Origin of the sequence: Burkholderia sp. Bp8963 (assembly GCF_003854275.1) — a bacterium.
GTDB lineage: Bacteria > Pseudomonadota > Gammaproteobacteria > Burkholderiales > Burkholderiaceae > Burkholderia.
The window spans coordinates 1-22,599 of sequence record NZ_QTQP01000071.1 but is presented as its reverse complement, the minus strand read 5'-3'; the positions used below and the strand labels follow the sequence as shown (position 1 = coordinate 22,599).

The window sequence follows — 22,599 nt, the reverse complement described above, 5'->3', positions numbered from 1 at the left end:
CTCAATGTTGGTTGCACGGTGGCCGGCGCGGGTTACTCCTCGACCAGCACCACGGTATTGACGTCGGGCATCTTCGACAGATCCATGCGGAACTTCGAGCCATACGTCGGCACGTCCAGTTCGTCCTCCGTGAGCGTCCACGTTTCCGGCAGATCCCAGAACGTGCGGAACTGCTGCTCGAATTTCGTCGACAGGCCGAAACTCGTCGCGAACATGTGCTGTACCTGCGTCGACGCGTGCTTGACCAGGATCCGCTCGCGCTCGCCCTTCATCCATTCGCGGGTCGGCTGCGAACGGGCGAGACGCGCGTTGCGAATCTCGATGCGTTGCAGCGCGGTGGCCTTCGCGTCGACCGTCCAGATGCCGTTGCCGTCCCGGGTCGCCACCGCGCCGTAGACCTTCTGCGCATATTCGGGAAGCAGCAGCGCGTTGTTGAGGTCGCGCTCGATCGCATCGATCTCGCGGTCGAGCGGATCGCCGAAGCCCGGGCCGCCGCGCAGGTAGTTCAGATAGAGGTCGTAGTTGCTGTAGCAGTCCTCCGTGGTCATGCACTGCTGGTCGCGCTTGACGAGCGCGCCCGCGTTCAGGTGGTTCTCATAGTCGGGCAGGTCCGGGTTCGTATCGCCACCGAGCGGCAGGCTCTCGCCGAGCGCGATGCGCTCCTGGATGCCCGTGCGGTGCGCTTCGAACCGGTATCCGGTCGCGGCCGGATAGCCGCCCATCAGGCCCCAGTCGCTGTTCATGTAGCCGTTGCCCATGAAGAACATGGTCCAGTCCTGCGCCTTCCACACCATGCGCAGCGTCTCGAATCCGCAGCCGCCGCGGTACTTGCCGTAGCCGCCCGAGTTCGTCTTCACGTTGCGGCCGAGATACAGCAGCGGCTCCGCCATCTCCCAGATCTCGATGTCGCCCATGTCGCCTTCGGGGTTCCAGATCGCGGCCGCATGGTTCAGGCCGTCCTTGATCGCGCAGGCCCCGGTGCCGCACGACGACGCCTCGAAGCTGTTCACCGCATGGATGTCGCCGTCCTGGTTGATCCCGCCGCCCTGCAGCCAGTTCGACGTGTTCGCGTTCCCCGCGTTGACTTCCTCGAGATAGCCGCGGCTGAAGTACGCCTGCGACAGGCCGCGCCACATCGCGCTCCAGCCGGACACCAGGAAATGCCATGCGTACGCGTGCCCGGTGCGGCGATCGTCGGGGTTCATCCACGCACCCTTCGGCAGGTGGAACTCGGTGCCGAAGTACGCACCGTCGTTGATGCGCTGCGTCGGCACCAGCGTTTGCGTCATCATCACCCAGAGGCCGCTCGTGAACGCGACCTGGTGCGCGTTGTACGAGTGCCAGCCCCAGCGGCTCGCGCCTTCGAAGTCGAGACGCCACGAGCCGTCCTTGCGGATCTCCATCTCGACCGGCGAATGCATGATCGAGTCGAGCTTCGCGAACGCCGACGACGTCTGCACGTCGGGATGGTTGTACGGCACGTCGACGAAGGCGACCTTGCGATACTTGCCGGGCAGTGTCATCGCCTTGATGCGGGTCTGCAAGCCGCGCCGCCCCTCCTCGATCACCTCGTACGCGAACTTCTCGTACGCGTCGAGGCCTTCCTCGTCGATCACCTCCTCGATCAGGTCGCGGATCATGTGGCAACCGGCGATGCGCGTGCGCTCGTCGAGAATCCAGTACTTCGGCGTGCGTACCGAACGCTGGCTCTCGTGCAGCCAGTCGCGCAGCGGCGTGTCGTTCACGCCCGTCTTGCGGCACGTGATCATGTAGCCGTCGCCGAAGCGCTGCACCTGGCCGGTCGACATCGAGCCCGGCGTGACCGCGCCGGTGTCGATCACGTGCGTGACGCCGCCCACCCAGCCGACCAGCTTGTCGTGCGCGAAGATCGGCACGATCGTCGCGATGTCGCACGGGTGGACGTTGCCGATCGAGCAGTCGTTGTTGGTGAACATGTCGCCGGGGTGGATGCCCGGATTGGCTTCCCAGTTGTTTTCGATCATGTACTTGATCGCCGCGCCCATCGTGCCGACGTGGATGATGATCCCGGTCGACGTGAGCACGCAGTCTCCCGCGGCGTTATAGAGCGTGAAGCACAGCTCACCCTCCTGCTCGACGATCGGGCTCGCGGCGATCTTCTTCGCCGTTTCGCGCGCATGCACGAGGCCGCCGCGCAGTTTCGAGAACATCTTTTCGTAGCGGATCGGATCGCGCTCGCGCAACTCGAGACGCTCGAGGCCGTTGTAGTGCCCCGACTCCGCGGTGCGCTCGAGAATACCGTCACGGAATTGCTTGAGCGTCTGGCCGTTCTTCAGCAGATCGGCGAACCCGAGCTCCTGGCTGGACATCATGTTCATCGCGTGTCTCCTTACTTGACTTCTCTGAGATGGAAGAGGCGGTGCTTGTCGAGCTTCGTCGCAAATCCCTTCGGCACCACGAAGGTCGTCGCGTCCGACTCGATGATCGCGGGCCCGACGATCTCGTTGCCCGGCTGCAGCGCCTCCATCCGCCACAGGGTCGCGTCGTGCCATTGCTTGTGCCGGTATAGCGGACGGGTGCCGACGCGCGCGTCGTCGGGCGGCGTAAGGCCGCCTGACGCGTCTTCCGGCAGGACCGGCTTCTGCGTGATGACCATGCCGCGCATGATCGCGCCCGTGACCGAGAAGCCCAGTTCGGGCGAGCGCGCCGAGCTCGCATACACCCGGCCATAGGTCTCCTCGAACGCGTCGACGATGCGGTCCCAGTCGCCCGCGTCGTTCGCGCTGGCGATCGGCGATTCGATTTCGAGATCGTTGAGCTGCCCCATGTACTGCATCCGGAAGCCCGGACGCAGGATCACGTCCTTCTCGCTGAAGCCGTTGATGCGGAATTCCTCGATCACCTTGGCGGCAAGCTCCGACCATGCCTGCTGAATCGTCTGCGCGGCCCGCGCCTTCTCGGCGTCAGGCACGAGTTGCGGCAGCGCGAGATCGACGCTCTTGTCGTAGCGGTATTCGAAGTCCGCGCACGCGCATCCGAATGCCGAGAAGCCCGCGGCCCAGGCTGGCACCACGACATCCTTGAATCCGAGACCTTCCGTGTAGCCATAGGTGTGGACGGGGCCGGCGCCGCCATACGAAAAGCAAACGAACTCGGTCGGGTTATAGCCCTTCGCGCTGACGTTGGAGCGCAGGTATTCGCGCAGCTGCAGGTCCAGCAGCTCGATCACGCCGGCCGCCGCGTCTTCGACCGACAGCCCGAGCGGATCCGCGATCTGCGCCTTGATGTGCTCGCGGGCGCGATTCACGTCGAGCTTGATCTGTCCGCCGAGGAAGTTGTCCGGATTCAGGTAGCCGAGCACGACGTGGCAATCGGACACCGAGACGGTGGTGAGGCCGCTGTCGGCCCAGCAGGTGCCGACGCGGTAGCCGGCGCTGTCCGGGCCGAGCTTGATCGCGCCGCTGTACGGATCGAGCCGCACGAAGCTGCCGGCGCCCGCACCGACCGAATCCATCGTGACGAGCGGCAGCGACAGCACGAGGCGGGCCATGTCCGGATCGGACGCGATCGCGAATTTGCCCTTGGTGATCAGCGCCATGTCGAACGACGTGCCGCCGATGTCCGAACACGCGATGTTGTCGTAACCGAGCGCCTCGCCGAGCAGTTTCGAGCCGATCACGCCGCCGATCGGCCCGGAGACGATCGTGCGCGCGAGTTCCTTCGCCTTCCAGCTGATCGTGCCGCCATGCGTTGCCATCACGCGCAGATCGAATTTCGCGCCGTGCTTGCGGAAGCGGTCGCTGACCTTCTTCAGCGTCTGACGCGACGGCTCGGCCGCGTAGGCCTCGAGCACGGTCGTGTTCATCCGGTGGCTTTCCTTGCGCTGCGGATAGTAGTCGACCGATGCGAACACGGGGATGTCGACGCCGCTCGCGCTCAGTTCGTCGCGCACGATGTCGCGCGCTTCGCGCTCGCTCGTCGCGTTCTTGTGCGACTGCAGAAAGCAGATGACGATCGCCTTCGCGCCGGCCGCGACGAGTTCGCGCGTGGCCTGCCGCACTTCGCGCTCCCGCAGCGGAATGACGATTTCGCCCTGCACGTCCGTGCGCTCCGTGACGCCGCGCGTGCGCGACAGCGGCACGAGGGGCTCGTCGTAGCGGTGCGTGTTCAGGTGGATGCGTTCTTCGAGCGCATAGCCGAGATAGCTCTGGATCGCGCGCCCCATCAGATGCACGTGCTCGAAGCCCTTGTTGACGAGCAGGCCGACATCGAGCCCCTTGCGCTGGACGACGCGGTTGAGCATCGCCGTGCCGGAATACACGCAGGTGACGAGTTCCGGATAGACGTCGTCGACGTCGCGTTGCCAGTGCGCGAGCGCATCCTGCGACGAGTTGAAGATCGCGAGCGATTCGTCCTCCGGATTGCTTTGCGCCTTGCCGACGACGAACCGTCCGTCCGCACGCACGAAGAAGGTATCGGTCATCGTGCCGCCCGCATCGATGCCCAACACCTGGACTTGCGAAAGTCCTTGCATGGTGATGTCTCCATTGATTGAAGTCGTGACGAGCCGCGTTCGGTTCGACGCGCATTGACGGTCGATCCGCGCTGTCGGCTCATCAGGCAAAAGGCAACAACCGTGCCAGACGATCAATCGGGAGTGTGGAAGGCGGCGAAGCCCCGCCGGACGGGGCGCGCAGCGATGTGGCCGCGTGTACGGCCGCTTGATGGCGTTTCGATGCGACGGCGCAGCGACCGGATTCCGGTCTGGCGGGGTGTACGAATGTCGGTCGGCGCCCGCCGCCCGTCGCGCTAGAACCGCGTCGACAAACCGATCCGCGCGAGCGTCTGCGAGCGGTTGCTCGCCGCGGCGCCCGGCTGCAGCAGCGCGTTGATCCACGCCTGCGTCACTGCGTTGTCGCCGCTCGCCCGCTGGTAGATCGCCTCGACATACGCGAACGTGCGCTTCGAGAAGTGGTATTGCACCGCGGCGGTCGCCTGATGCGCGCGGTTGCTGTCGAGCGCCGCGTTGCCGTGCATGTACGCGTAGTCGAGACCGGCCGACCACGGCCCCGAGATCGTCCACAGCGCGCTCGCCTTGTAGACGTCGATCTTCGCGCCGGTCGCGGTGTTCTTCGTGTTCGTGTACAGCAGCATCGCGAGCACGCTCGGGAACTGGTAGTGCGCGCCGAACCCGTAATTTCGGATCCCTTCATGGCCGTTGCCGAGCTGCGGATACTTGACGTCGACATAAGCCGCGCCGAGGCCGAGCGGCCCGTTCTCATAGTTCAGGCCGAAGCTCGTCGTCGCATTCGCGGAGAACGCGCCCGGCACGCCACCGAATCCGTACAACGCGCCGAACGTGAAGCCCGCGATCGCGGGGCTGCGGTACTTGACCGAGTTCGGCACGCGCGTCGCGCCCGCCATCCGGTCGAAGTCGAACGCCCCGGTCGGGTTGTTCGGCACGCCGAGCGCGGCGAACGGCCCCTGCCGGAAGTCGTAGATGCCGCCGAACAGGAACGCGCCGTCGAACCGGCCGAGCGTCAGCGTCTCGAACATGAAGTCATACTGATTACCGAACGTCAGCGTGCCGTAACGGTCGTTCGACAGCCCGACGAGCGACGTGCGGTTGAACAGCTGGCCCGCGCCCGGAATCGTCGAGCCGTTGCCGAGATCGAACTGCGACGTCAGCTCGAACAGCGCCTTGTTGCCGCCGCCGAGATCCTCGGTGCCCTTGAAGGTCAGCAGGTTCGGCGCGAACACGCCGCTGTCGAACAGCGTCGTCGCGCCGCCGTGCTGGTTGTTCACGTAGGTCACGCCCGCGTCGATCAGCCCCGACAGCGTGACGCTGCTCTGCGCCGACGCGAGCGCCGGCACGGACAGTGCGCATGCGCACGTCCATTTGATCGTGTTGCTCTTCATCTATGTCTCCTCTGTGTCGCTTTGAAATACCTGCCTGCCGACGATGCGCACCGGCACCGCGGTCAATCCGGCGCCTTCGCACGGGCCGTCGACGCACCGCCCGTCCTCGAAGCGGAACATCGCGCTGTGATGCGCGCACATCAGCCATTGCGCGTCGTAAGTCCAGAACGTGCCCGGTTCGTAGTTCAGCGGGATCGAGAAATGAGGACAGACGTTGCGGTACGCCCACGCTTCGTCGCTCCGGCGCAGCACGACGACGTCCGCGCTGTCGGGCGAGCCGGCATCCGCATCAGTGGGCGCCGCGTCGTGAGCCGCGCCCGCCACGCACAGCGCACCGCCGTCCGGCACGTCGTCGAGCGCGCAGAGCCAGCCGCGCGCGAGTTCGGCGTTCATCCCTGCCGCTCCGGCGCCGGTGCTTCACGCGCGGCGCTCATCACGAAATCCCGCCGCACGTCGAAGAAAGGCGCATCGACGCGCCACGCGCGTGCGTCGTCGGCACTGTCGTTGCGCACGTAGTCGACGACGAGCGACGGCTTCACGCCGAACACGGCGTCGGACCCGGCATACGGATCGTCGGCGGCGAACAGCGCGGTGGTCAGCGTGTCGTAGCCGGGCGCCGCGATCAGGAAATGCACGTGCGCGGGCCGCATCGGATGCCGGCCGGTCGCCATCAGCATCGCGCCCGCCGGGCCGTCGGTCGGGATCGGGTAGGACGTCGGCTTGATCGTCACGAACGCATAGCTGCCGTCGTCGCGGGTCCGGAAGCGGCCGCGCAGGTTGCTCTCGGGCTGGCCGGGATCCTGGCCTTCGTACATCCCGTTGCTCGCGGTCTCCCACACTTCGAGCAGCGCGCCGGCGACGGGCGCGCCCGTCGTATCGAGCACGCGTCCGTGCATCACCGCCGTCTCGCCTTCCGTGTGCGCAATCCGCGCGCCGTACACCGCGTCCTGCGCGCCGTCGCGATAGAACGGCCCGAGCAGGCTGCTGTCGGTCGCGCCGCTGTCGTGCCGGTGATGCAGCGCGTCGACGAGGATCGACAGGCCGAGCGTGTCCGACAGCAGGATGAATTCCTGCCGGATGCCGTCGCACATCTTTCCTGCGGCAGTCAGGAACTCGATCCCCTGCCGCCACTCGCCGGGCGTCAGCTCGACCTCGCGCGCAAAGTCGTGCAGGTGCCGCACGAGCGCGGTCATGATCGTCTTCAGCCGCGCGTCGTCACAGCCCGCGAACGTCGCGAGCACCGTATCGGTGATGCCGTGCACGGCGTCATCCGTAGTCGATTGGGTTGTCATGTCATCTCCTTTTCATGCTTGATGCGCGGCCGGCCCGCCGTCTTCATGACGGGCATCGCCACCGGGTGTCGCGCGCGGTTCGGCCGGCGACGCCGGCGCGTCGGCAAACACCACGCGCCGGCCGAGCGGGAAAAGTTGCAGACCGTAGCGTTCCGCGACGAAACCCCAGATGCCGCGCGGAAAGAACGTCGTCACGACGATCGCGAGCACGCCGAGCCCGATCAGGTACAGCGTCCCGTAGTCGGACAGGAACTTGTTCAGCAGATAGAACAGCAGCGCGCCGATGATCGGCCCTTCGAGCGTGCCGAGCCCGCCGATCAGCACCATGAAGATCGCGAACGCGGTCCAGTTCACCGAGAACGCGGCATCGGGCGAGATCCGCAGGTTGCCGACGAAATACAGGCCGCCCGCGAGCGCCGCACCGGCCGCGGCCACCACGTATACCGCGAGCCGCACGCGGCGCACGTCGATGCCCTGGCTGCCCGCGGCCACCGCGTTGTCGCGCATCGCACCGAGCGCGAGCCCCGCGCGCGAACGCAGGAACCCGTACAGCAGCCCGAGCGTCGCGACCGCGATCGCGAGCGCGAGCCACACCGTCAGCGCGTCGCGCAGCGCGCGCGGCACGTCGGCGAGCGCGGTGAGGCTCGTGCCCGATCCGCCGCCGAGCGCGGACACGTTCGCGAACGTGAGCCGGCACACCTCGGCGATCACCCATGTGCCGATCGCGAAATACCCGCCTTCGAGCCGGAACGCGACGAGCGACACGGGCACCGCGAGCGCCGCCGCGATCAACGCGGCGAGCGGCACCGCGACGAACGGCGACACGCCGCAGACGTTCGCGAGAATCAGCATCGCGTAGCCGCCGATTCCGAAGAACGCCTGCTGGCCGATCGACACCATCCCGCCATAGCCGGCGAGCAGGTTCCACATCAGCGCGAACACGAGGTAGGCGACGAACTGCGTGAGGTCGTGCATCGTGTCGCGGCCGGCCCACATCGGCGCGAACGCGAATGCGACGGCCACCGCAAGGCCGGCCACGAGCGCGACGCGGCTCGCGCGGGTCGTGCGGCGCACGTCGAACGGCCGCGCGGCATCCACCGGCTGGCCGCGCTCCATGCCGGTGCCGGTGTCAGTGCCGGCCGACGACGGCGCGCGTCTGAATTGCATGATCATCGTGTGACTCCTTACGCGGTCTTCGTCTTCGGAAACAGGCCCTGCGGTCGCGCGACCAGCACGGCGAGGAACAGCACGTGGCCAAGCCAAATGCCCCAGCCCGGGTCGAACGCGAAACCGGCCTGCTGCGCGATGCCGAGTGCGATGCCGCCCGCGAACGTGCCCCAGAACGAGCCCATCCCGCCGATGATCACGGCCTCGAATGCATACAGCAGCAACCCGGGGCCGTCCGACGGCGACACGGCGGTGCGCATCGCGTAGAGCGCGGCGGCCGCCGCGATCAGCACGAACGCGATGCCCATCGCGAGCGCGTACATGCGCCGGTGCGACACGCCCATCAGCTGCACGATCTCGCGGTCGTCCGACGTCGCGCGCAGCGCGCGGCCGAGCGGTGTCTTGCCGAACAGCCACTGCAGCGCGAAGGTCAGCAGCACGGCCACCGCGAGCGTGACGAGCGGCAGGTAGCCGACCGCGATGCCGCCCGGCAGCGTCAGGCTGCGCGTCTCGAAGCCGCCGATCGGCAGCGAGCGCGGGTCGGCCGAGAACAGCTGCTGCAGCACGTTCTGGATCACGATCGACAGCCCGAACGTGACGATCAGCGACGGCAGCGGATCGCGTCCGCTCACGCGGTTGAGCAGGCCGAGCTGCAGCAGGTAGCCGGCCGCGAACGCGATCGCCAGCGCGGCCGGAATCGCGAGCGCGAGCGGCACGTGTACGACGCCCGTGAGCGCGAACAGCACGAACGCCAGCAGCACGATGAAATCGCCGTGCGCGGTGTTGGTGAGCCGCATCACGCCGAACACGAGTGACTGCCCGAGCGCGAACAGCCCATACAGCGCGCCGAGCAGCACGCCCTGGATCACGAGGTTGACGAATGCGTTCATGCGGCGACTCCGAAATACGCTTGCGTGATCGCGTCGTCGGAGACGTCCGCCGAGACGCCGGACAGCGACACGCGTCCTTCCTGGAAGCAGTAGAACCGCGCCGACACGCTGCGCGCGAGCGCGACGTCCTGCTCGACGATCAGCGCGCTCATCCCGTCGCCGACGATCGACGGCAGCGCCGCGTAGATCTCGCGCACGACCACCGGCGCGAGCCCGAGCGACAGCTCGTCGCACATCAGCAGGTCGGGGTTGCTCATCAGCGCGCGGCCGATCGCGACCATCTGCTGCTGGCCACCCGACAGCGCGGTCGCGGGCTGGTTGCGGCGTTCCTTCAGCACCGGGAACAGCGCATATACGGCCGCGAGGTTCCAGCGCCCCGGCCGCCCCGAATACGCGCCGAGCATCAGGTTCTCCTCGACCGACAGGCTCGGGAACAGCCGCCGCCCTTCCGGTACGAGCGCGATGCCCGTGCCGACGATCCGCGATGCGGGCGCGGCGCCGATCGGCTCGCCGCGCCAGACGATCTGCTCGGATCGCGCGCGCAGCAGCCCGGCGACGGACTTCAGGAACGTCGACTTGCCCGCGCCGTTCGCGCCGATCAGCGCGACGATCTCGCCGCGCGCGACCGTCACGTCGACGCCATAGAGCGCCTGGAAATCGCCGTAGAACGCGGTGAGTCCGACCGTGCGCAGCAGTGCGCCGCCGGTGCGTGCGTCGTGTGCGTCGTGTGCGTCGTGTGCGTCATGTGTGTCGTGTGTCATGTCACGCCTCCAAGCCGAGATAGACCCGCCTGACTTCCGGGTCGGCCATCACGTCGCGCGGCAGGCCTTCGGCGATCTTCTTGCCGAAGTTGATGACGAGCAGCCGGTCCGCGACCGCGAGCAACGCATGCGTCACATGCTCGATCCACACGATCGTCACGCCGCGCGCCTTGATCTCGCGGATCTCGTCGATCAGCGCGTGGGTCTCCGCGTCGGTGAGCCCGCCCGCGATTTCGTCGAGCAGCAGCAGTTGCGGCTGCGTCGCGAGCGCACGCGCGAGCTCGAGCCGCTTGCGGTCGAGCAGCGTTAGCGAGCCGGCGAGCTGGTTCGCGCGGCGCTTGAGCCCCGTGCGTTCGAGCACGTCGACGCACAGCGCGTCGGCCGCATCGCCGGCCAGCGCGCCGCCGAACGTCGCGCCGACGAGCAGGTTCTCGAACACCGTCATCGCGCCGAACGGCCGCGGCACCTGGTACGAGCGGCCGATCCCCGCCGCGCAGCGCCGGTGCGCGGGCAGCGCGCCGATATCCGCGCCGTCGAACTCGACCTGCCCCGCATCCGGCTTCGCGTCGCCGCTGACGAGGTTGAACAGCGTGGTCTTGCCCGCACCGTTCGGGCCGAGAATGCCGTAGGTTTCGCCCCGCGCGACCGCGAAGCTGATGTCGTCGGTGACCGTCAGCGCGCCGTAGCGCTTCGAGACCCCGGTCAGCCTGAGCAGCGTGTCCATCGCGCGCCCCCGTCAGCCGATCAGCTTCAGCGGGCCGGTGAGCGGCACGGCCGGCGCGAGCTGGTTGTTGACGATCGCGAGGTCGAAGCGGTGCTTCGTGCCCTTCACCCATTGGCCGCCGACGAGCGGCGTTTTCGCGACGTTCTTCACGGGGCCGCTGCCCCACGCGACGCGGCCGACCACCGTGTCGAGCTTCGTCGCCGCGATCGCGTCGCGCACCGACTCGTTCGAATCGAGGTCCTTCGCGCGCTTCAGCGCATCGACGGCGATCTCGAACAGCGCATGCGCGAACCCGATCGGCTGCGTCCACTGCTTGCCGGTGGACTGTTCGTACGCGTCGGCGAGCGCGCGCGCCGGCTGCCCGGTCAGCGACGACTTGAACGGATGCGACGGCGACCACCAGACTTCGGTCGACAGGCCGTTGCCGAGATCGCCGAGCGCCTCGATCGACGTCGGGAACAGCAGCGCCTTGCCGATCGAGATCACCTTCGGCCGGAAGCCCTGCTGGCGCGCCTGCACGAGGAAGTTCTTCGCGTCGGGCGGAATCACGACGCCGGTGACGATCTGCGTGTTCGCCTGCCGGAACGCGGCGATCTGCGCGGAGAAATCCTGCGTCATGCTCTGGAAGCGGCCGGGGTCCTTCAGCGTGAAGCCCTTCTGCGCGAGCACCGGCGGAAAGCCGAGCTTCGGGTCGCCCCACGCGTTGCCGTCGCCGTCGTTCGGGAACAGGCCGCCGACCGCCTTGTTGGTCTGCACCGCCTGCCACATGCCGGTGTAGACGGCGATCACGTCCTCGAGCCCCCAGAAGAAGTGATACGTGAAGCGGAAGCCTTTCTTCGGATCACCCTTACGCCCGAAGAACCACGGCTGCCACGGCACGACCGTCGACACGCACGGCGTCTCGTTCAGCTCGCACGCGTCGCACACGGGGTTCGCGGTTTCCGGCGTGCCGGACACCAGCATGATGTCGACCTTGTCCTTCAGGATCAGGTCGCTCGCGACCTCGCCCGCGCGGTTCGGGTTCGACTGGCTGTCCTTCACGAGGATCGAGACGGGGAACGTCTTGCCGCCGATCGCGATGCCGTTTTTCAGCGCAGCCTGCATCTGCTGGATCGTGAAGCGGTCCGCTTCGCCGAACGGCGCGAGCGGGCCCGTCTGCGGCGATACGTAGCCGATCTTCAGCGTGCGCGTGCCGGCCGCGCGCGCCAACGGGGTGAACGAAGGGGCCGCGGCGAGCAGCAGGCCGCTGCCGGCGAGCGTGATCAAACGGCGGCGCGTGCCGTCGTGGGGTGGGCGTTTCATCGTTGTCTCCTGAACCTGAATGTCCCGACCGGTCTGGCGCCGGTCGTCTGTGGCGGTTGGCCGCGAATTTGCACCGCGTGCCGGGAATCCGGCGCGCGGTCGGGCGGTCGGCGGTTGCGACTGACCGTTAGTTGCGTTGCATCGGTTGCGTCTTCTTGACTGCGGAGTCACTCAGCGCATGCGTGTGCGCCTACCCGGGCCGGCGCCCCTCGTAAGCCGCTTCGAGCAGCGCGCGCAGCGGCGCACGCTCGAGCGGACGGGGATTCCAGTACGGGTTCTGCAACGCGAGATCGAGCACCGTGTCGATGTCCGTTTCGCGCATTCCGATCTCCTTCAGCGCAAGCGGCGCGCCGCTCGACTTCGCGAGATCGAACACGCCCTGCGCGGCATCGTCGGCGCCGAGCGCGGCCGCGATGCGCCGCATCGCGTCGGGCGCCGCGTCGCGGTTGTACGCGAGCGCATGCGGCAGCACGATCGTGTGCGTCTCCGCGTGCGGCAAGTTCAGCGTGCCGCCGAGCGTGTGGCACAGCTTGTGGTGCAGTGCCATCCCGACGCTGCCGAGCACCGTGCCGCACAGCCACGCGCCGTACAGCGCATCCGAGCGCGCGTCGAGGTCGCGCGCATCGGCGGCTGCATCGGCGACTGCATTTGCGACGATCCGCGGCAGGCTGGCGGCCATCGCGCGGATCCCTTCCTGCGCCATCAGGCTCACGATCGGGTTTGCGTCCTGCGCATACAGCCCTTCCGCCGCATGCGCGATCGCGTTGATCCCGCTCGTCACCGACATCGGCACCGGCAGCGACAGCGTCAGCTCCGGGTCGTAGATCACCACCTTCGGCAACACGCGCGGGTCGCGGCCGGTCTTTTTCACGCCCGCTTCGGTCAGCCCGTAGATCGGCGTCATCTCGGAGCCCGCGTAGGTGGTCGGCACCGCGACGATCGGCAAGCCCGAATCGAGCGCGATCGCCTTGCCGAGCCCCGTCGTCGAGCCGCCGCCAATCGCGATCGCACAATCCGCGCCGACCTGCGCCGCATACTCGCGCGCGGCCCGCGCGGTCTCGATCGGCACATGCATCACGGCTTCGGCGAATACGCCGGCCGCGCGCTCGCCGAGCCGCTGCGCGAGCGCCTCGGCCTCCGCGCGCTGCGGGGGCGTGGACAGCACGATCGCGCGCGTCGCGCCGAGCCGCTCGATTTCCTGCGGCAGCTGCGCGAGGCTGCCCGCGCCGAAGATGACCCGCGACGGCAGGCCGTTGTAGACGAACGATTGCATCGCCATGTGCTCCATCAATGGACTCAGCGCAGTGGACTCAGCGCGGGTAGTACGGCGGGATCTGCGCGTCGACGTTCACCCACACCGATTTCGCCTGCGTGTACTCGCGCATCACGTCGAAGCCCATCTCGCGGCCATAGCCGCTCGCGCCAACACCGCCGAACGGCGACGCCGGGCTCACCCGCTTGTAGCAGTTGATCCACACCATCCCGCTCTTCAGGTTACGCGCGAACAGGTGCGCGCGCTGCAGGTCGCGGGTCCACAGGCCCGCGCCGAGACCGTATTCGGTGCCGTTCGCGATCGCGAGCGCTTCTTCGTCGGTGCGGAACGTCGTGACCGTCACGAATGGCCCGAACACCTCCTCCTGCGCGACGCGGTCGGTCGGCTTCGCGGCGACGATCGTCGGCTCGACATAGCAGCCGTTCGCGAGCGCGGCCGCGTCGGGCGCCTTGCCGCCGGATAGCACGCGGCCACCCTCGCCGCGCGCGACGTCGACATACGCGAGCACGCGGTCGCGATGCTGGCGCGACGTCAGCGGGCCCATTTCGGTGGCCGGATCGAGCGGATCGCCGAGCCTGATCGAGCGTGCGAGCGCGGTGAACTTCTCGAGCAGCTCGTCGGCGACCGATTCGTGCACGATCAGCCGCGACGCGGCGATGCACGCCTGCCCCTGGTTGTGGAAGATGCCGAACGCGGAGCCCTGCACGACCGCATCGATGTTTGCGTCGGCGAACACGACGTTTGCGCCCTTGCCGCCGAGCTCGAGCTGCACCTTCTTCAGGTTGCCGCTCGACGCCTGCACGATCTTGCGGCCCACCGCCGTCGAACCCGTGAACGCGACCTTGCCAACACCCGGGTGCTCGGCAATGTATTGGCCGGCAACCTGGCCGAACCCCGGCAGCACGTTGACGGTGCCGTCCGGAAAGCCGACCTCGGCCATCAGCTCCGCGATCGCGAGGCTCGACAGCGGCGTCAGCTCGGCCGGCTTCATCACGACGCAGTTGCCGGCCGCAAGCGCAGGCGCCATCTTCCAGCTCGTGAACATCAGCGGGAAATTCCACGGCACGACCTGGCCGACGACGCCGACCGGTTCGCGCAGCAGGTAGTTCAGGAAGCCCTGCTCGACCGGAATCACCGAGCCTTCGAACTTGTCGGCCATCCCGCCGAAATAGCGGAACGTCGCTGCGGTGCGCGGCACGTCGAGATTGCGCGTGTCGCGGATCGGGTGGCCCGTGTCGAGCGATTCGAGCCGCGCGAGCCGGTCGGCGTTCGCGTCGATCGCGTCCGCGAGCTTGAGCAGCAGCCGGCCGCGCTCCATCGCCGCGAGCCGGCTCCACGCGGGAAACGCGGCCTGCGCGGCGTCGACCGCGCGATCGACGTCGGTGTGGCCCGCCATCGCGACGTTGGCGATCACCGAGTTGTCGTGCGGGTTCAGCGTCGGCAGCGTCTCGCCGCTCGCGGCGGGCACGAAACGGCCATTGATGAAAAGTTCGGTTTGCATGTCAGTCCTGCTAATCGAGTGGTGCCGGCACGGATTCGCAGGCAACACGTCGCCTGCGGTGCCGGCGGACCGGCACCGTGCGCTGCAACATCAGGGGTTCAGTCGTCCGGTGAGCGCGGCGCGATGCGCCGCACGCGTCACATCTGGACGGGGTAAGGCGGCAGCTCGCCGCTCTCGTAGCGTTTCGGCAGGTCGGGCGTCGCGTTCTCCCACACCAGCAGCATCGAGCGCTTCTGCGAGTAGCCCTTGTGGCGGATGTCGGCCGGCATCGCGGCGATGTCGCCTGCGTTCATCGTGATCCGCGCGCGCGGCTCGCCGGTGTCCTTGTCAGCAACATCCCAGATGATCTGGTCGGACAGCTGCAGGAACCACTCGACGCGATCGTTGCCATGGAACACGGGCAGCACGAACTCCTCGGTGGTCGGGCAGAACAGGCTCTGCTTGCACACCGACGTCACCGACGGATTCCACGTGACGTCCGAGCGCGACAGGTACTTGAACAGGTTGAACGCGTGCAGCTCGTGCTCGAAGCCGGGCGCCGCGTGAACTTCCGGCTCGTCCTGCTCGACGTCGACGAACTGGCGGTTCACCGGCAAGTCGTCGCGCAGCGGCGAATCGCCTTCGAGGCCCGGCATCCGCTTCGTCGCGATGCGCGTGCGCTCGATCGCGCCGATGTTGTCACCGTGCTTCGGGCCGAACGCGGAGCCGGTTTCCTCGGGCGCCGCGAACGGATCGAAGCCTTCGTTGACCCAGTCCTTCAGGATCGCCTTGAAGGTCGCCATGATCAGCGGCGTGTCGAACTGTTCGCTGTAGTCGGCGCCTGCGTCGCGGAAGCTCGCGTTGTATGCGCCTGCATACATGTCGACGCGGCCGTAGTGGTTGCGCGTGCCGATCACGTCGTCGAAGTTCACCCAGCCGTAGAAGAAGCCCCACGCGACGTCGCGCATCATCGCGCGCAGGAAGTCGTCGGCGTGCATCTGGTGCGAACGCTGCTGGCCTTTCGACGGCCACTTGACGGTGACGAAGTACGCGTCGCGGCTGAACTCGAAATCGCCGAGACTGAACGTGCGATAGCCGGTGACCGAATCCGGGTCGGTCGCGGTGACGTGTTGCTGGTGCGGTGCGGATTGCATGACGGGCTCCTGTCGGAATCGTTGGGCGGTGGCGGAAACGGCGTGCCGCATGTCAATGGATGCAGATGTCGGCCCACTTCTCGACCGAGCACGAACCGAGGATCGACTGCTGCAGCAGCACGCCGGGCTTCGTGGCCTCGAAGCGGTACGCGGCGCCCGCCGGCAGCAACACCTGGTGGCCGCGGCGCAGCCGCACGTAGCCCATGCTGACGCCCTGCGGTTCTTCGTCGAGCCGCACGGTGCCCTCGATGTCCGGCTGCACGAGCGCGGCCGCGGGCTTGATGAAATGCACGGTGATCTCGCCGTCGAGCACGATCGCGAACTCGTCGTGCGACGCGGCGAACCACGGCGACACGCCTTCCGCGCGCAGCGTCTCGATCACGTACTTGAGGTTCTTGCCGACGACGACTTTCTCGTACGGCGCCGAGCGGCTCGCAACCTCGAACACGTTCGACATCGCGTAGTGTTCGGGCCGGCCGGTGATGATTTCGATGGAGCCCTTCCGGTAATCGTCGAGGCTGCCGAGTTGCGTGAGCTGCATTGCTGTCTCCATGTCCGTTGAACGTTGGTGTCCGTTGGCATGAAGATTAGGCGGAGGCAGCCGGTCGCGGCAATGGTCCGAGGTTCGGGATTCGCGAACCTCGCGTGCGCCGATCGGCGGCTAGGGAAACTACCTAAGGTCAGATGAATCGCGGGTCGCCGCGCGCCCGAGCCGCGCGGCCGGCGGCTGCGCTATGCGAGTTCGTCGTCGACGCTGCCCGGCTCGTCCTCGCCCGTCGCGATGCCGAGCGCCTTGTCCCACTGCGGTTCGCGCGCATAGCGCGTGCGCAGGAAATCGACGAACACCTTGACCTTCGTCGTCGACCGATGCGAGGCCGGGTACACGGCCGACAGCCACAGCGGCGGCGCCGCATAGTCGGGCAGCACGCGCGCGAGCCGCTGTTCGAGCAGGTCGGGCGCGGCGACCATCGTCGGCAGGTACGCAATGCCGGCGCCCGCGCGCGCGAACTCGAGCAGCAGATGCACGCTGTTGGTCTTCAGCACCGGCGACAGCGCGACCTCGAAACACTCGTTGCCGCGCATCAGCGGCCAGCGGTCGCCCCACGGGTAGTACGAATAGCACGCGAAATCGTGGCGCAGCAGGTCGAGCGGGGTTTCGACGGGCGGCTCCTCCTTCAGGTAGTCGGGCGCCGCGCACAACGTGCCGCGCACCGGAAACAGCCGCCGCTCGATCAGCAGGTTGGACGCCGCCGGGTAGATCTGCAGCGCGAGATCGAAGCCCTCCTGCACCGGATCGATCACGCGGTCGTTCACCGTCACGACGAATTCGATGCGCGGATACGCCTCGCGGAAATCGGTCAGCACGCGCGAGAAGTGGCCGAGCGCGAAGCCCGGCAGCACGTGCACGTGCAGCGTGCCCGCAAGCGCCTGCGGGTCGTTCGACGAGCGCGCCGACAGTTCATGCACCTTGTTCACGAGCTCGCTGCACTCGCGGTAATACGATTCGCCGAGCTCCGACAGGCGCACCGCACGTGTCGATCGATGGAACAGCGGCACACCGAAATGTTCCTCGAGCTGCTTGACGCGCGCGGTGACGACTGATTTCGCGACGCCGAGCTGGCGCGCGGCGTTGGCGAAGCTTTGCGCTTCGGCCGCGCGAACGAAGGCTTCCATCGATTGAAACAGATCCACAGCGTCTCCTGTTTTTGCGGCGCCGCGTCGAGGCGGGCCGGTTAACGGCGAGTGTAGTGGAGTTCGGTGGATGCGTGGGGCGGCGGCCCCGAGGCTGATGGCGGCCATGCGGCGACGCGGAGCGCCGAAGGCATGGATCATGCTTGCGCGTGCGGCGTGCTCCATCAACCTGGCATCGAGATCGCCGCGGAAAAGCAGCCCGAACGGGAGGTCGCGATCCGCGCGTGGGCGCGCCGCGATCCGCTGGTGGCCGAATTCCAGCGCCGCGTCGACGACACCCGGCTGTCGTTTGCGATGTCGGTTTGCCGCGCGCGGATCGACGATCCTGCAACGGCGGCACTGGTCGGCCGGCTCGCGCACCTGTGCCTGATCGGCGGCCAGCAGTCCGGCGACCGGCATCAGCCGGCCGGTTTTGCGCATCTCGTTCGGGACGCACTGATGCTGTTGCACGCGGGCGCAGCGGATTCGACTTCCGTGCGACGATCGCCGACGTAAATAAAGCGCCGCGGACGCCGGGATCTCGAGGCGCGCCAGCGCGATAAACGCACGCGGCACGCGAGATGCGTGCCGCGTGCCGGGATTCATGGGCCAGCGCGATCAGTCATCGTGGCGGTGATGGCGGTGCTTCCGGTGACGAGAGTCGCGATCGTAGCCATTGTTCGAGTTGCGCTGCAGGTTTCCGCCGAGCGCAGCGCCTGCGCCGCCACCGACTGCCGCGCCGAGAACACCGCCCGTGCGGCCACCCATCGCATTGCCCGCCGCAGTGCCCGCGCCACCACCCAGCGCGCCGCCAATGATTGCGCCGGTGCGCTCGTGACGGTTCGCCGTCACTGCACCGCCAGCGCCGCCACCGATTGCGCCGCCGATGACCGAGCCAGTGTTGCCGCCCACCGCGCCGCCAACCGCCGCGCCAGCCGCGCCGCCGAGCGCGCCGCCAAGCGCATTGTTCAAGTCGCTAGCTGCCGCCGGCAGCGTGGTCGCGCCGGCCAGCGCGGCGATGACGATTGTAGGAGCGATCTTCTTCCACATACCCGTATTGTTCCTTGTTCTCAAACCGATTCGATGCTCTCGCTTCGCTATCACCCACTGAACTGGCCGCCGTCGGCCGCATTCGTTTCAACGAGCTTGCGGCGAAGCATAGCATCGGCATAAACGTTGCCTCACCCATTCTGGTAACAGTTTGTTCATGCGACACGGTCCGACCAAGCCACACCGTTCCCACGGTTTCAGTTGCGTCGCACGGACCGGTAGCCGAGAATGCCGTGCCAACGCATCGAACCTGGCAAAACGACAACAGAACGACACGGGGATCTCTTCATGCGACGAACCTCCCGAACGCTAGCCGGGGCGAGTAGTTTCATGCTGCTTGCCGCCTGCGCAACGGGCCCGACCTACCGCGACATCGCTGCGTCGATTCCGACGCTTGACGCGAGCCACGGCCGCATCTACTTCCTCCGATCGGCGTCGGTATTTGGCGCCGCGATTCAACCGGAAATACGCATCAACCGACAAGTCGTCGGCCATTCACAGCCGGGCGGATTCTTCTACGTGGACGAAGCACCGGGTACCTATACCGTTACCACGTCGACCGAGGTCGAACGGGAAATCACCTTCGACCTGGCGGCCGGCCAAACGCGCTACGTACGCACGGCGGTCGGCTTCGGCGTGCTCGTGGGACATGTGACGCCATCGCTCGTATGGCCGGACAGCGCACAGGCCGAAATCCAGACACTGAGCTATACCGGCGGAGCCACGCCCTCGCCATCGCTCGCCGCGCCGCCGGCGAAGCCGGCGTACACTGCGGCGACGTCCGCCGCTTCAGCGCTGGCCGGCAGCGAATTGAAACGGGTTGCCACGACGCGGGGCAACGAAGTGAAGTTGTCCTGGCACGCCACATGGAACAAGCAGTGCGTCGCCGGCAAGGCACCCGACCTGACATTCACGCGGCAGCCCGAACATGGGCGCGTCGAAGTGAGAGAAGAGTCTTTCCCACTCAGCAATACGTCGTCGATGGCGGCCCCGTGTGACGGCACGACAGTGCTCGGCAAGGTTGTCTATTACATCCCGAACGCGGACTATCACGGATACGACGAGGTCGACTATCACATCGCATCCCGGTATCGAACTTACGACCGGGCTGTCTCGATCGAAATTCGCTAACGGTGCTGATGCCGCTCGGCAAGGTAAGCATGACTCACCGTGGTGCCAGCCAACTCGCCCAACCGGAAGAGCATGGCTTGCTTGATATAGGGGAAAGACGCCGCCGGATATGGCGTTCGTGACGTCAGAGCTGGCGTTCGTCAAAACCGCCGCTGCCGCACCCACTCGGCAAGCTCGCCAAGGTCGCGCCTGACCGCCGCCTTGCCGGCGCTCGACCACGCGTCGAACGACGTCGTGCCGCTCACCGCGCCGACGAAATGCGTGCCGGCACGCTCGGCAGCCTGCGCATCGACCGCATGATCGCCGACGTAAAGCGCCGCGGACGCCGGGATCTCGAGGCGCTCCAGCGCGAGCGCGAGCCCTTCCGGATCCGGCTTGTGGCGTTGCACGTCCTCGCCGCCGACGATCGCGTCGATCCGTTCGCGCAACCCGGCCACGTCGAGGATCGCCTCGATCCGGTAACGAAACTTGGTCGACACGATCGCGACGGCCATCTCCAGTTCATGCAGCCGAGCGAGCAGTCGCGGGACCTCCGGATAGATCGTCGTCGACGCAACCATCACGACATCGGCCCGCGCCACGAAGCCGCGGGCGAACGCGTCAGCCCGCTCGCCGCTGTCGTCGCCGGTCAGCGTACGGAACATCGCCTGCAGCGGCAGGCCTATCACCGGGTGAATCTGCTCGCTCGCCGCGGCCTCGTAACCGAGTTCACGCAGCGCATGCTGCGTGCAGTCGATAATGCCTGCGGATGAATCGGCCAATGTCAGGTCGAAATCGAAAATGACTGCGCGGATATCCATTCAAAGGCCCTCGTTTATGTACGTTGCCGGGCCAGGCGCAGCGCGCGCGTGCCCGGGCTCCGATGTTTCATCGCGGTTGAAGCATACGCGGAATCGGCTTTCCGAGCCTCGCGATCCGGCCTGGACAGCGCATTGACCTGATCGACCTGTTCACCCCGGCCAACCTCACTGAAAACAAAGCCCGTCTGCGGTAACCTGCTTTCCTCCGGCACACCGCCGCACGATGTAGCGCGCCGGCGGCCTTCCCACTCGCGGCCCGGCAAGCACGCCGGCGCCACGTCAAGGAGATGCACTGATGTTCTCGTGGTTCGAACGGCACCTGCCGACCTTTCCGCTCGACGATCCCGCCACGCCACCGAAGGGGTTCTTCTCGTTCATCTGGGCGTGCACGCAAGGCGCGCGCCGCTGGGTGCTGCTGATCGCGCTGACGTCGGCCGCGCTCGCCGCCTACGAGGCCGCGCTGTTCGCGATGATGGGGCACGTCGTCGACTGGTTGCAGTCGGGCACGCCTGCCGATTTCGGCGCGCGCCATCTCGGCACGCTGCTCGCGTACGCGGGCATCCTCGCCGGCAGCGGGTTGCTGGTCAGCGTGCACACGATGATGAAGCACCAGGCGCTCGCGATCAATTTCCCGATGCGGCTGCGCTGGCTGTTTCACCGGCTGATGCTCGACCAGAGCATGTCGTTCTACGCGAACGAGTTCGCGGGCCGCGTGACCACCAAGATCATGCAGACCGCGCTGGCGGTGCGCGACGCGCTGTTCATGACGGTGGACGTGCTCGTCGGCGTCGTCGCCTACCTGATCGGCATCCTGCTGCTCGCGGCCAGCTTCGAATGGCGGCTGATGATTCCGTTCGCCGTATGGGCGATCGGCTACGCCGCTGCCTGCTGGTATTTCGTGCCGCGCCTCGGAGCGGTCGGCAGCGAACAGGCCGATGCGCGCGCGCTGATGACGGGCCGGATCACCGACGCGTATTCCAACATCGCGACCGTGAAGCTGTTCGCGCACACGCGGCGCGAGGCCGACCACGCGCGGCACGCGATGGAGGCATTCAAGGCGACCGGCTATGCGCAGATGCGGCTCGTCAGTGCGTTCGAGATCGTCAATCACCTGATGACCACTGCGCTGCTGATCGGCTCGACCGGGCTCGCGCTGTATCTGTGGATGCACGGCGAAGCGAGCGCCGGCGTGGTCGCGGCCGTGACCGCGATGGCGCTGCGGCTGTCCAGCTATTCGCAATGGTTGACTTCCTCTCCGGCCTAAAGACCGGAGATTCCTACTTCTAGCGCACGAAGTCCCGTGCGGGCAATGTTCCTTGCGGCGTTCGTGTCGCGGTTGTGTTCCGTGCCGCAATTGCTGCAAGTCCACTGCCTTATTCCAAGTGCGGCCCTACCTTTCGGACTGCTGGGCGGGATAGTCCCGCAGCACGAGCACGACTGGGTTGAAAACGCTTCGTTGACCTCTGCGAACACCACGCAATGCCCAATGGCCTTGTACTTGAGTTGTGTCCTGAACGTCGTCCACGAGGCATCGAGAACGGACTTGCCGTTCGTTTTAGCCATTGCTTTCGCGCTCACGTTGCCTACGAAGATTGCTGCATGTTTCTGAACCAGCGCCGTCGTTTCCTTATGGATGGCGTCTTTGCGCTGGTTTGCGATACGGGCATGGATCGTCTTGACCAGGCGCTTCTTGTTCGCCCGCTGCGCGATGCCCAGTTTCTCTTCGGCTTGCCGATACCACTTCGGCATATCGAAGTCGGTGCCGTCGCTGTACGCAGCCATCGTCTTCAGGCCCAGGTCGATTCCGAGCACCGACGCTCCGTCCGGCACCCGCTTTTCTTCGACCTTAACTTTCACGGCGATATTGACGTACCAGCGCCCGCGCGAGTCCTCGTTGAAGCTGCCTGCACCGAGTTCGTACTTCGAAAGACCGTAGGAGTCCCACAAGCCGATATTGATGCCGTTGAAGCGAAGCTGCCCGTTCTTGTAGGTCAGTGCACGCTTCT

At 66.9% G+C, this 22,599-nt stretch carries 20 protein-coding genes and 1 pseudogene; 3 read left to right on the top strand and 18 right to left on the bottom strand.

Features of this window, described 5'->3' with window-relative positions:
- Window positions 1-32: 32 nt before the first annotated feature.
- From DID96_RS34025 to DID96_RS33955, 15 genes are all read right to left on the bottom strand, one after another.
- The gene (locus DID96_RS34025) at window positions 33-2,357 is read right to left on the bottom strand and encodes a hydantoinase B/oxoprolinase family protein (RefSeq protein ID WP_124603578.1); all 2,325 of its coding nucleotides are present in this window, start codon (window positions 2,355-2,357) and stop codon (window positions 33-35) included.
- Between the two features lie 11 nt (window positions 2,358-2,368).
- On the bottom strand, window positions 2,369-4,513 hold the full coding sequence (locus DID96_RS34020; protein ID WP_185732458.1) for a hydantoinase/oxoprolinase family protein: 2,145 nt from the start codon (window positions 4,511-4,513) through the stop codon (window positions 2,369-2,371).
- Window positions 4,514-4,788: 275 nt separating this feature from the next.
- A complete protein-coding gene (locus DID96_RS34015) occupies window positions 4,789-5,898 on the bottom strand; it encodes a porin (protein ID WP_124603577.1) in 1,110 nt (369 codons plus the stop codon).
- Window positions 5,899-6,291, bottom strand: a complete 393-nt coding sequence (locus DID96_RS34010) for a Rieske 2Fe-2S domain-containing protein (protein WP_124603576.1) — start codon at window positions 6,289-6,291, stop codon at window positions 5,899-5,901.
- Complete coding sequence (locus DID96_RS34005; RefSeq protein WP_124603575.1) at window positions 6,288-7,190, bottom strand: intradiol ring-cleavage dioxygenase; 903 nt, start codon at window positions 7,188-7,190, stop codon at window positions 6,288-6,290. The genes DID96_RS34010 and DID96_RS34005 overlap by 4 nt, the downstream gene beginning before the upstream one ends.
- Window positions 7,191-7,202: 12 nt before the next feature.
- A complete protein-coding gene (locus DID96_RS34000; RefSeq protein WP_260464119.1) occupies window positions 7,203-8,357 on the bottom strand; it encodes a branched-chain amino acid ABC transporter permease in 1,155 nt (384 codons plus the stop codon).
- Between the two features lie 17 nt (window positions 8,358-8,374).
- Window positions 8,375-9,247 (bottom strand): branched-chain amino acid ABC transporter permease, encoded by an 873-nt coding sequence (locus DID96_RS33995; RefSeq protein WP_124603574.1) that lies wholly within the window; start codon window positions 9,245-9,247, stop codon window positions 8,375-8,377.
- The gene (locus DID96_RS33990) at window positions 9,244-10,008 is read right to left on the bottom strand and encodes an ABC transporter ATP-binding protein (protein WP_124603573.1); all 765 of its coding nucleotides are present in this window, start codon (window positions 10,006-10,008) and stop codon (window positions 9,244-9,246) included. The genes DID96_RS33995 and DID96_RS33990 overlap by 4 nt, the downstream gene beginning before the upstream one ends.
- 1 nt (window position 10,009) lies before the next feature.
- Window positions 10,010-10,732 carry an ABC transporter ATP-binding protein gene (locus DID96_RS33985; protein WP_124603572.1) on the bottom strand — a complete coding sequence of 241 codons (723 nt, stop codon included), beginning with the start codon at window positions 10,730-10,732 and terminating at the stop codon, window positions 10,010-10,012.
- 12 nt (window positions 10,733-10,744) lie between these two features.
- Complete coding sequence (locus tag DID96_RS33980) at window positions 10,745-12,034, bottom strand: ABC transporter substrate-binding protein (RefSeq protein WP_124603571.1); 1,290 nt, start codon at window positions 12,032-12,034, stop codon at window positions 10,745-10,747.
- 190 nt (window positions 12,035-12,224) lie between these two features.
- Entirely contained in the window at window positions 12,225-13,307 is a 1,083-nt protein-coding gene (locus DID96_RS33975; RefSeq protein ID WP_124603570.1) for a maleylacetate reductase, read from the bottom strand.
- Window positions 13,308-13,344: 37 nt separating this feature from the next.
- Window positions 13,345-14,808, bottom strand: coding sequence for an aldehyde dehydrogenase family protein (locus DID96_RS33970; RefSeq protein WP_124603569.1), 1,464 nt, complete (start codon window positions 14,806-14,808; stop codon window positions 13,345-13,347).
- A 137-nt stretch (window positions 14,809-14,945) separates the two neighbouring features.
- Complete coding sequence (locus tag DID96_RS33965; protein WP_124603568.1) at window positions 14,946-15,941, bottom strand: hydroxyquinol 1,2-dioxygenase; 996 nt, start codon at window positions 15,939-15,941, stop codon at window positions 14,946-14,948.
- Between the two features lie 52 nt (window positions 15,942-15,993).
- Window positions 15,994-16,482, bottom strand: coding sequence for a hydroxyquinol 1,2-dioxygenase (locus DID96_RS33960; protein ID WP_124603567.1), 489 nt, complete (start codon window positions 16,480-16,482; stop codon window positions 15,994-15,996).
- 191 nt (window positions 16,483-16,673) lie between these two features.
- On the bottom strand, window positions 16,674-17,633 hold the full coding sequence (locus tag DID96_RS33955) for a LysR family transcriptional regulator (protein WP_124603566.1): 960 nt from the start codon (window positions 17,631-17,633) through the stop codon (window positions 16,674-16,676).
- Between the two features lie 132 nt (window positions 17,634-17,765).
- Here DID96_RS33955 and DID96_RS33950 point away from each other — a divergent pair, with 132 nt between their 5' ends.
- Window positions 17,766-18,128, top strand: coding sequence for a hypothetical protein (locus DID96_RS33950; protein ID WP_124603565.1), 363 nt, complete (start codon window positions 17,766-17,768; stop codon window positions 18,126-18,128).
- A 102-nt stretch (window positions 18,129-18,230) separates the two neighbouring features.
- On the opposite strand, the gene DID96_RS33945 is transcribed toward DID96_RS33950, so the two are convergent.
- Window positions 18,231-18,662: a hypothetical protein gene (locus DID96_RS33945; protein ID WP_124603564.1), complete on the bottom strand. Its 432-nt coding sequence runs from the start codon at window positions 18,660-18,662 to the stop codon at window positions 18,231-18,233.
- Window positions 18,663-18,992: 330 nt separating this feature from the next.
- On the opposite strand from DID96_RS33945, the gene DID96_RS39455 reads away from it, so the two are divergent.
- A complete protein-coding gene (locus DID96_RS39455) occupies window positions 18,993-19,793 on the top strand; it encodes a DUF2846 domain-containing protein (RefSeq protein ID WP_311767782.1) in 801 nt (266 codons plus the stop codon).
- A 140-nt stretch (window positions 19,794-19,933) separates the two neighbouring features.
- Here the strand turns inward: DID96_RS39455 and DID96_RS33935 are convergent, their stop codons facing one another.
- Window positions 19,934-20,593, bottom strand: a complete 660-nt coding sequence (locus tag DID96_RS33935) for an HAD family hydrolase (protein ID WP_124603562.1) — start codon at window positions 20,591-20,593, stop codon at window positions 19,934-19,936.
- Between the two features lie 295 nt (window positions 20,594-20,888).
- Here DID96_RS33935 and DID96_RS33930 point away from each other — a divergent pair.
- A pseudogene (locus tag DID96_RS33930) lies at window positions 20,889-21,839 on the top strand (ABC transporter transmembrane domain-containing protein); the annotation flags it as partial.
- A gap of 14 nt (window positions 21,840-21,853) precedes the next feature.
- On the opposite strand, the gene DID96_RS33925 reads toward DID96_RS33930, so the two are convergent.
- Window positions 21,854-22,599, bottom strand: a 746-nt coding sequence (locus DID96_RS33925; protein WP_148094524.1) for an RNA-guided endonuclease TnpB family protein, incomplete at its 5' end; no start/stop codon positions are given.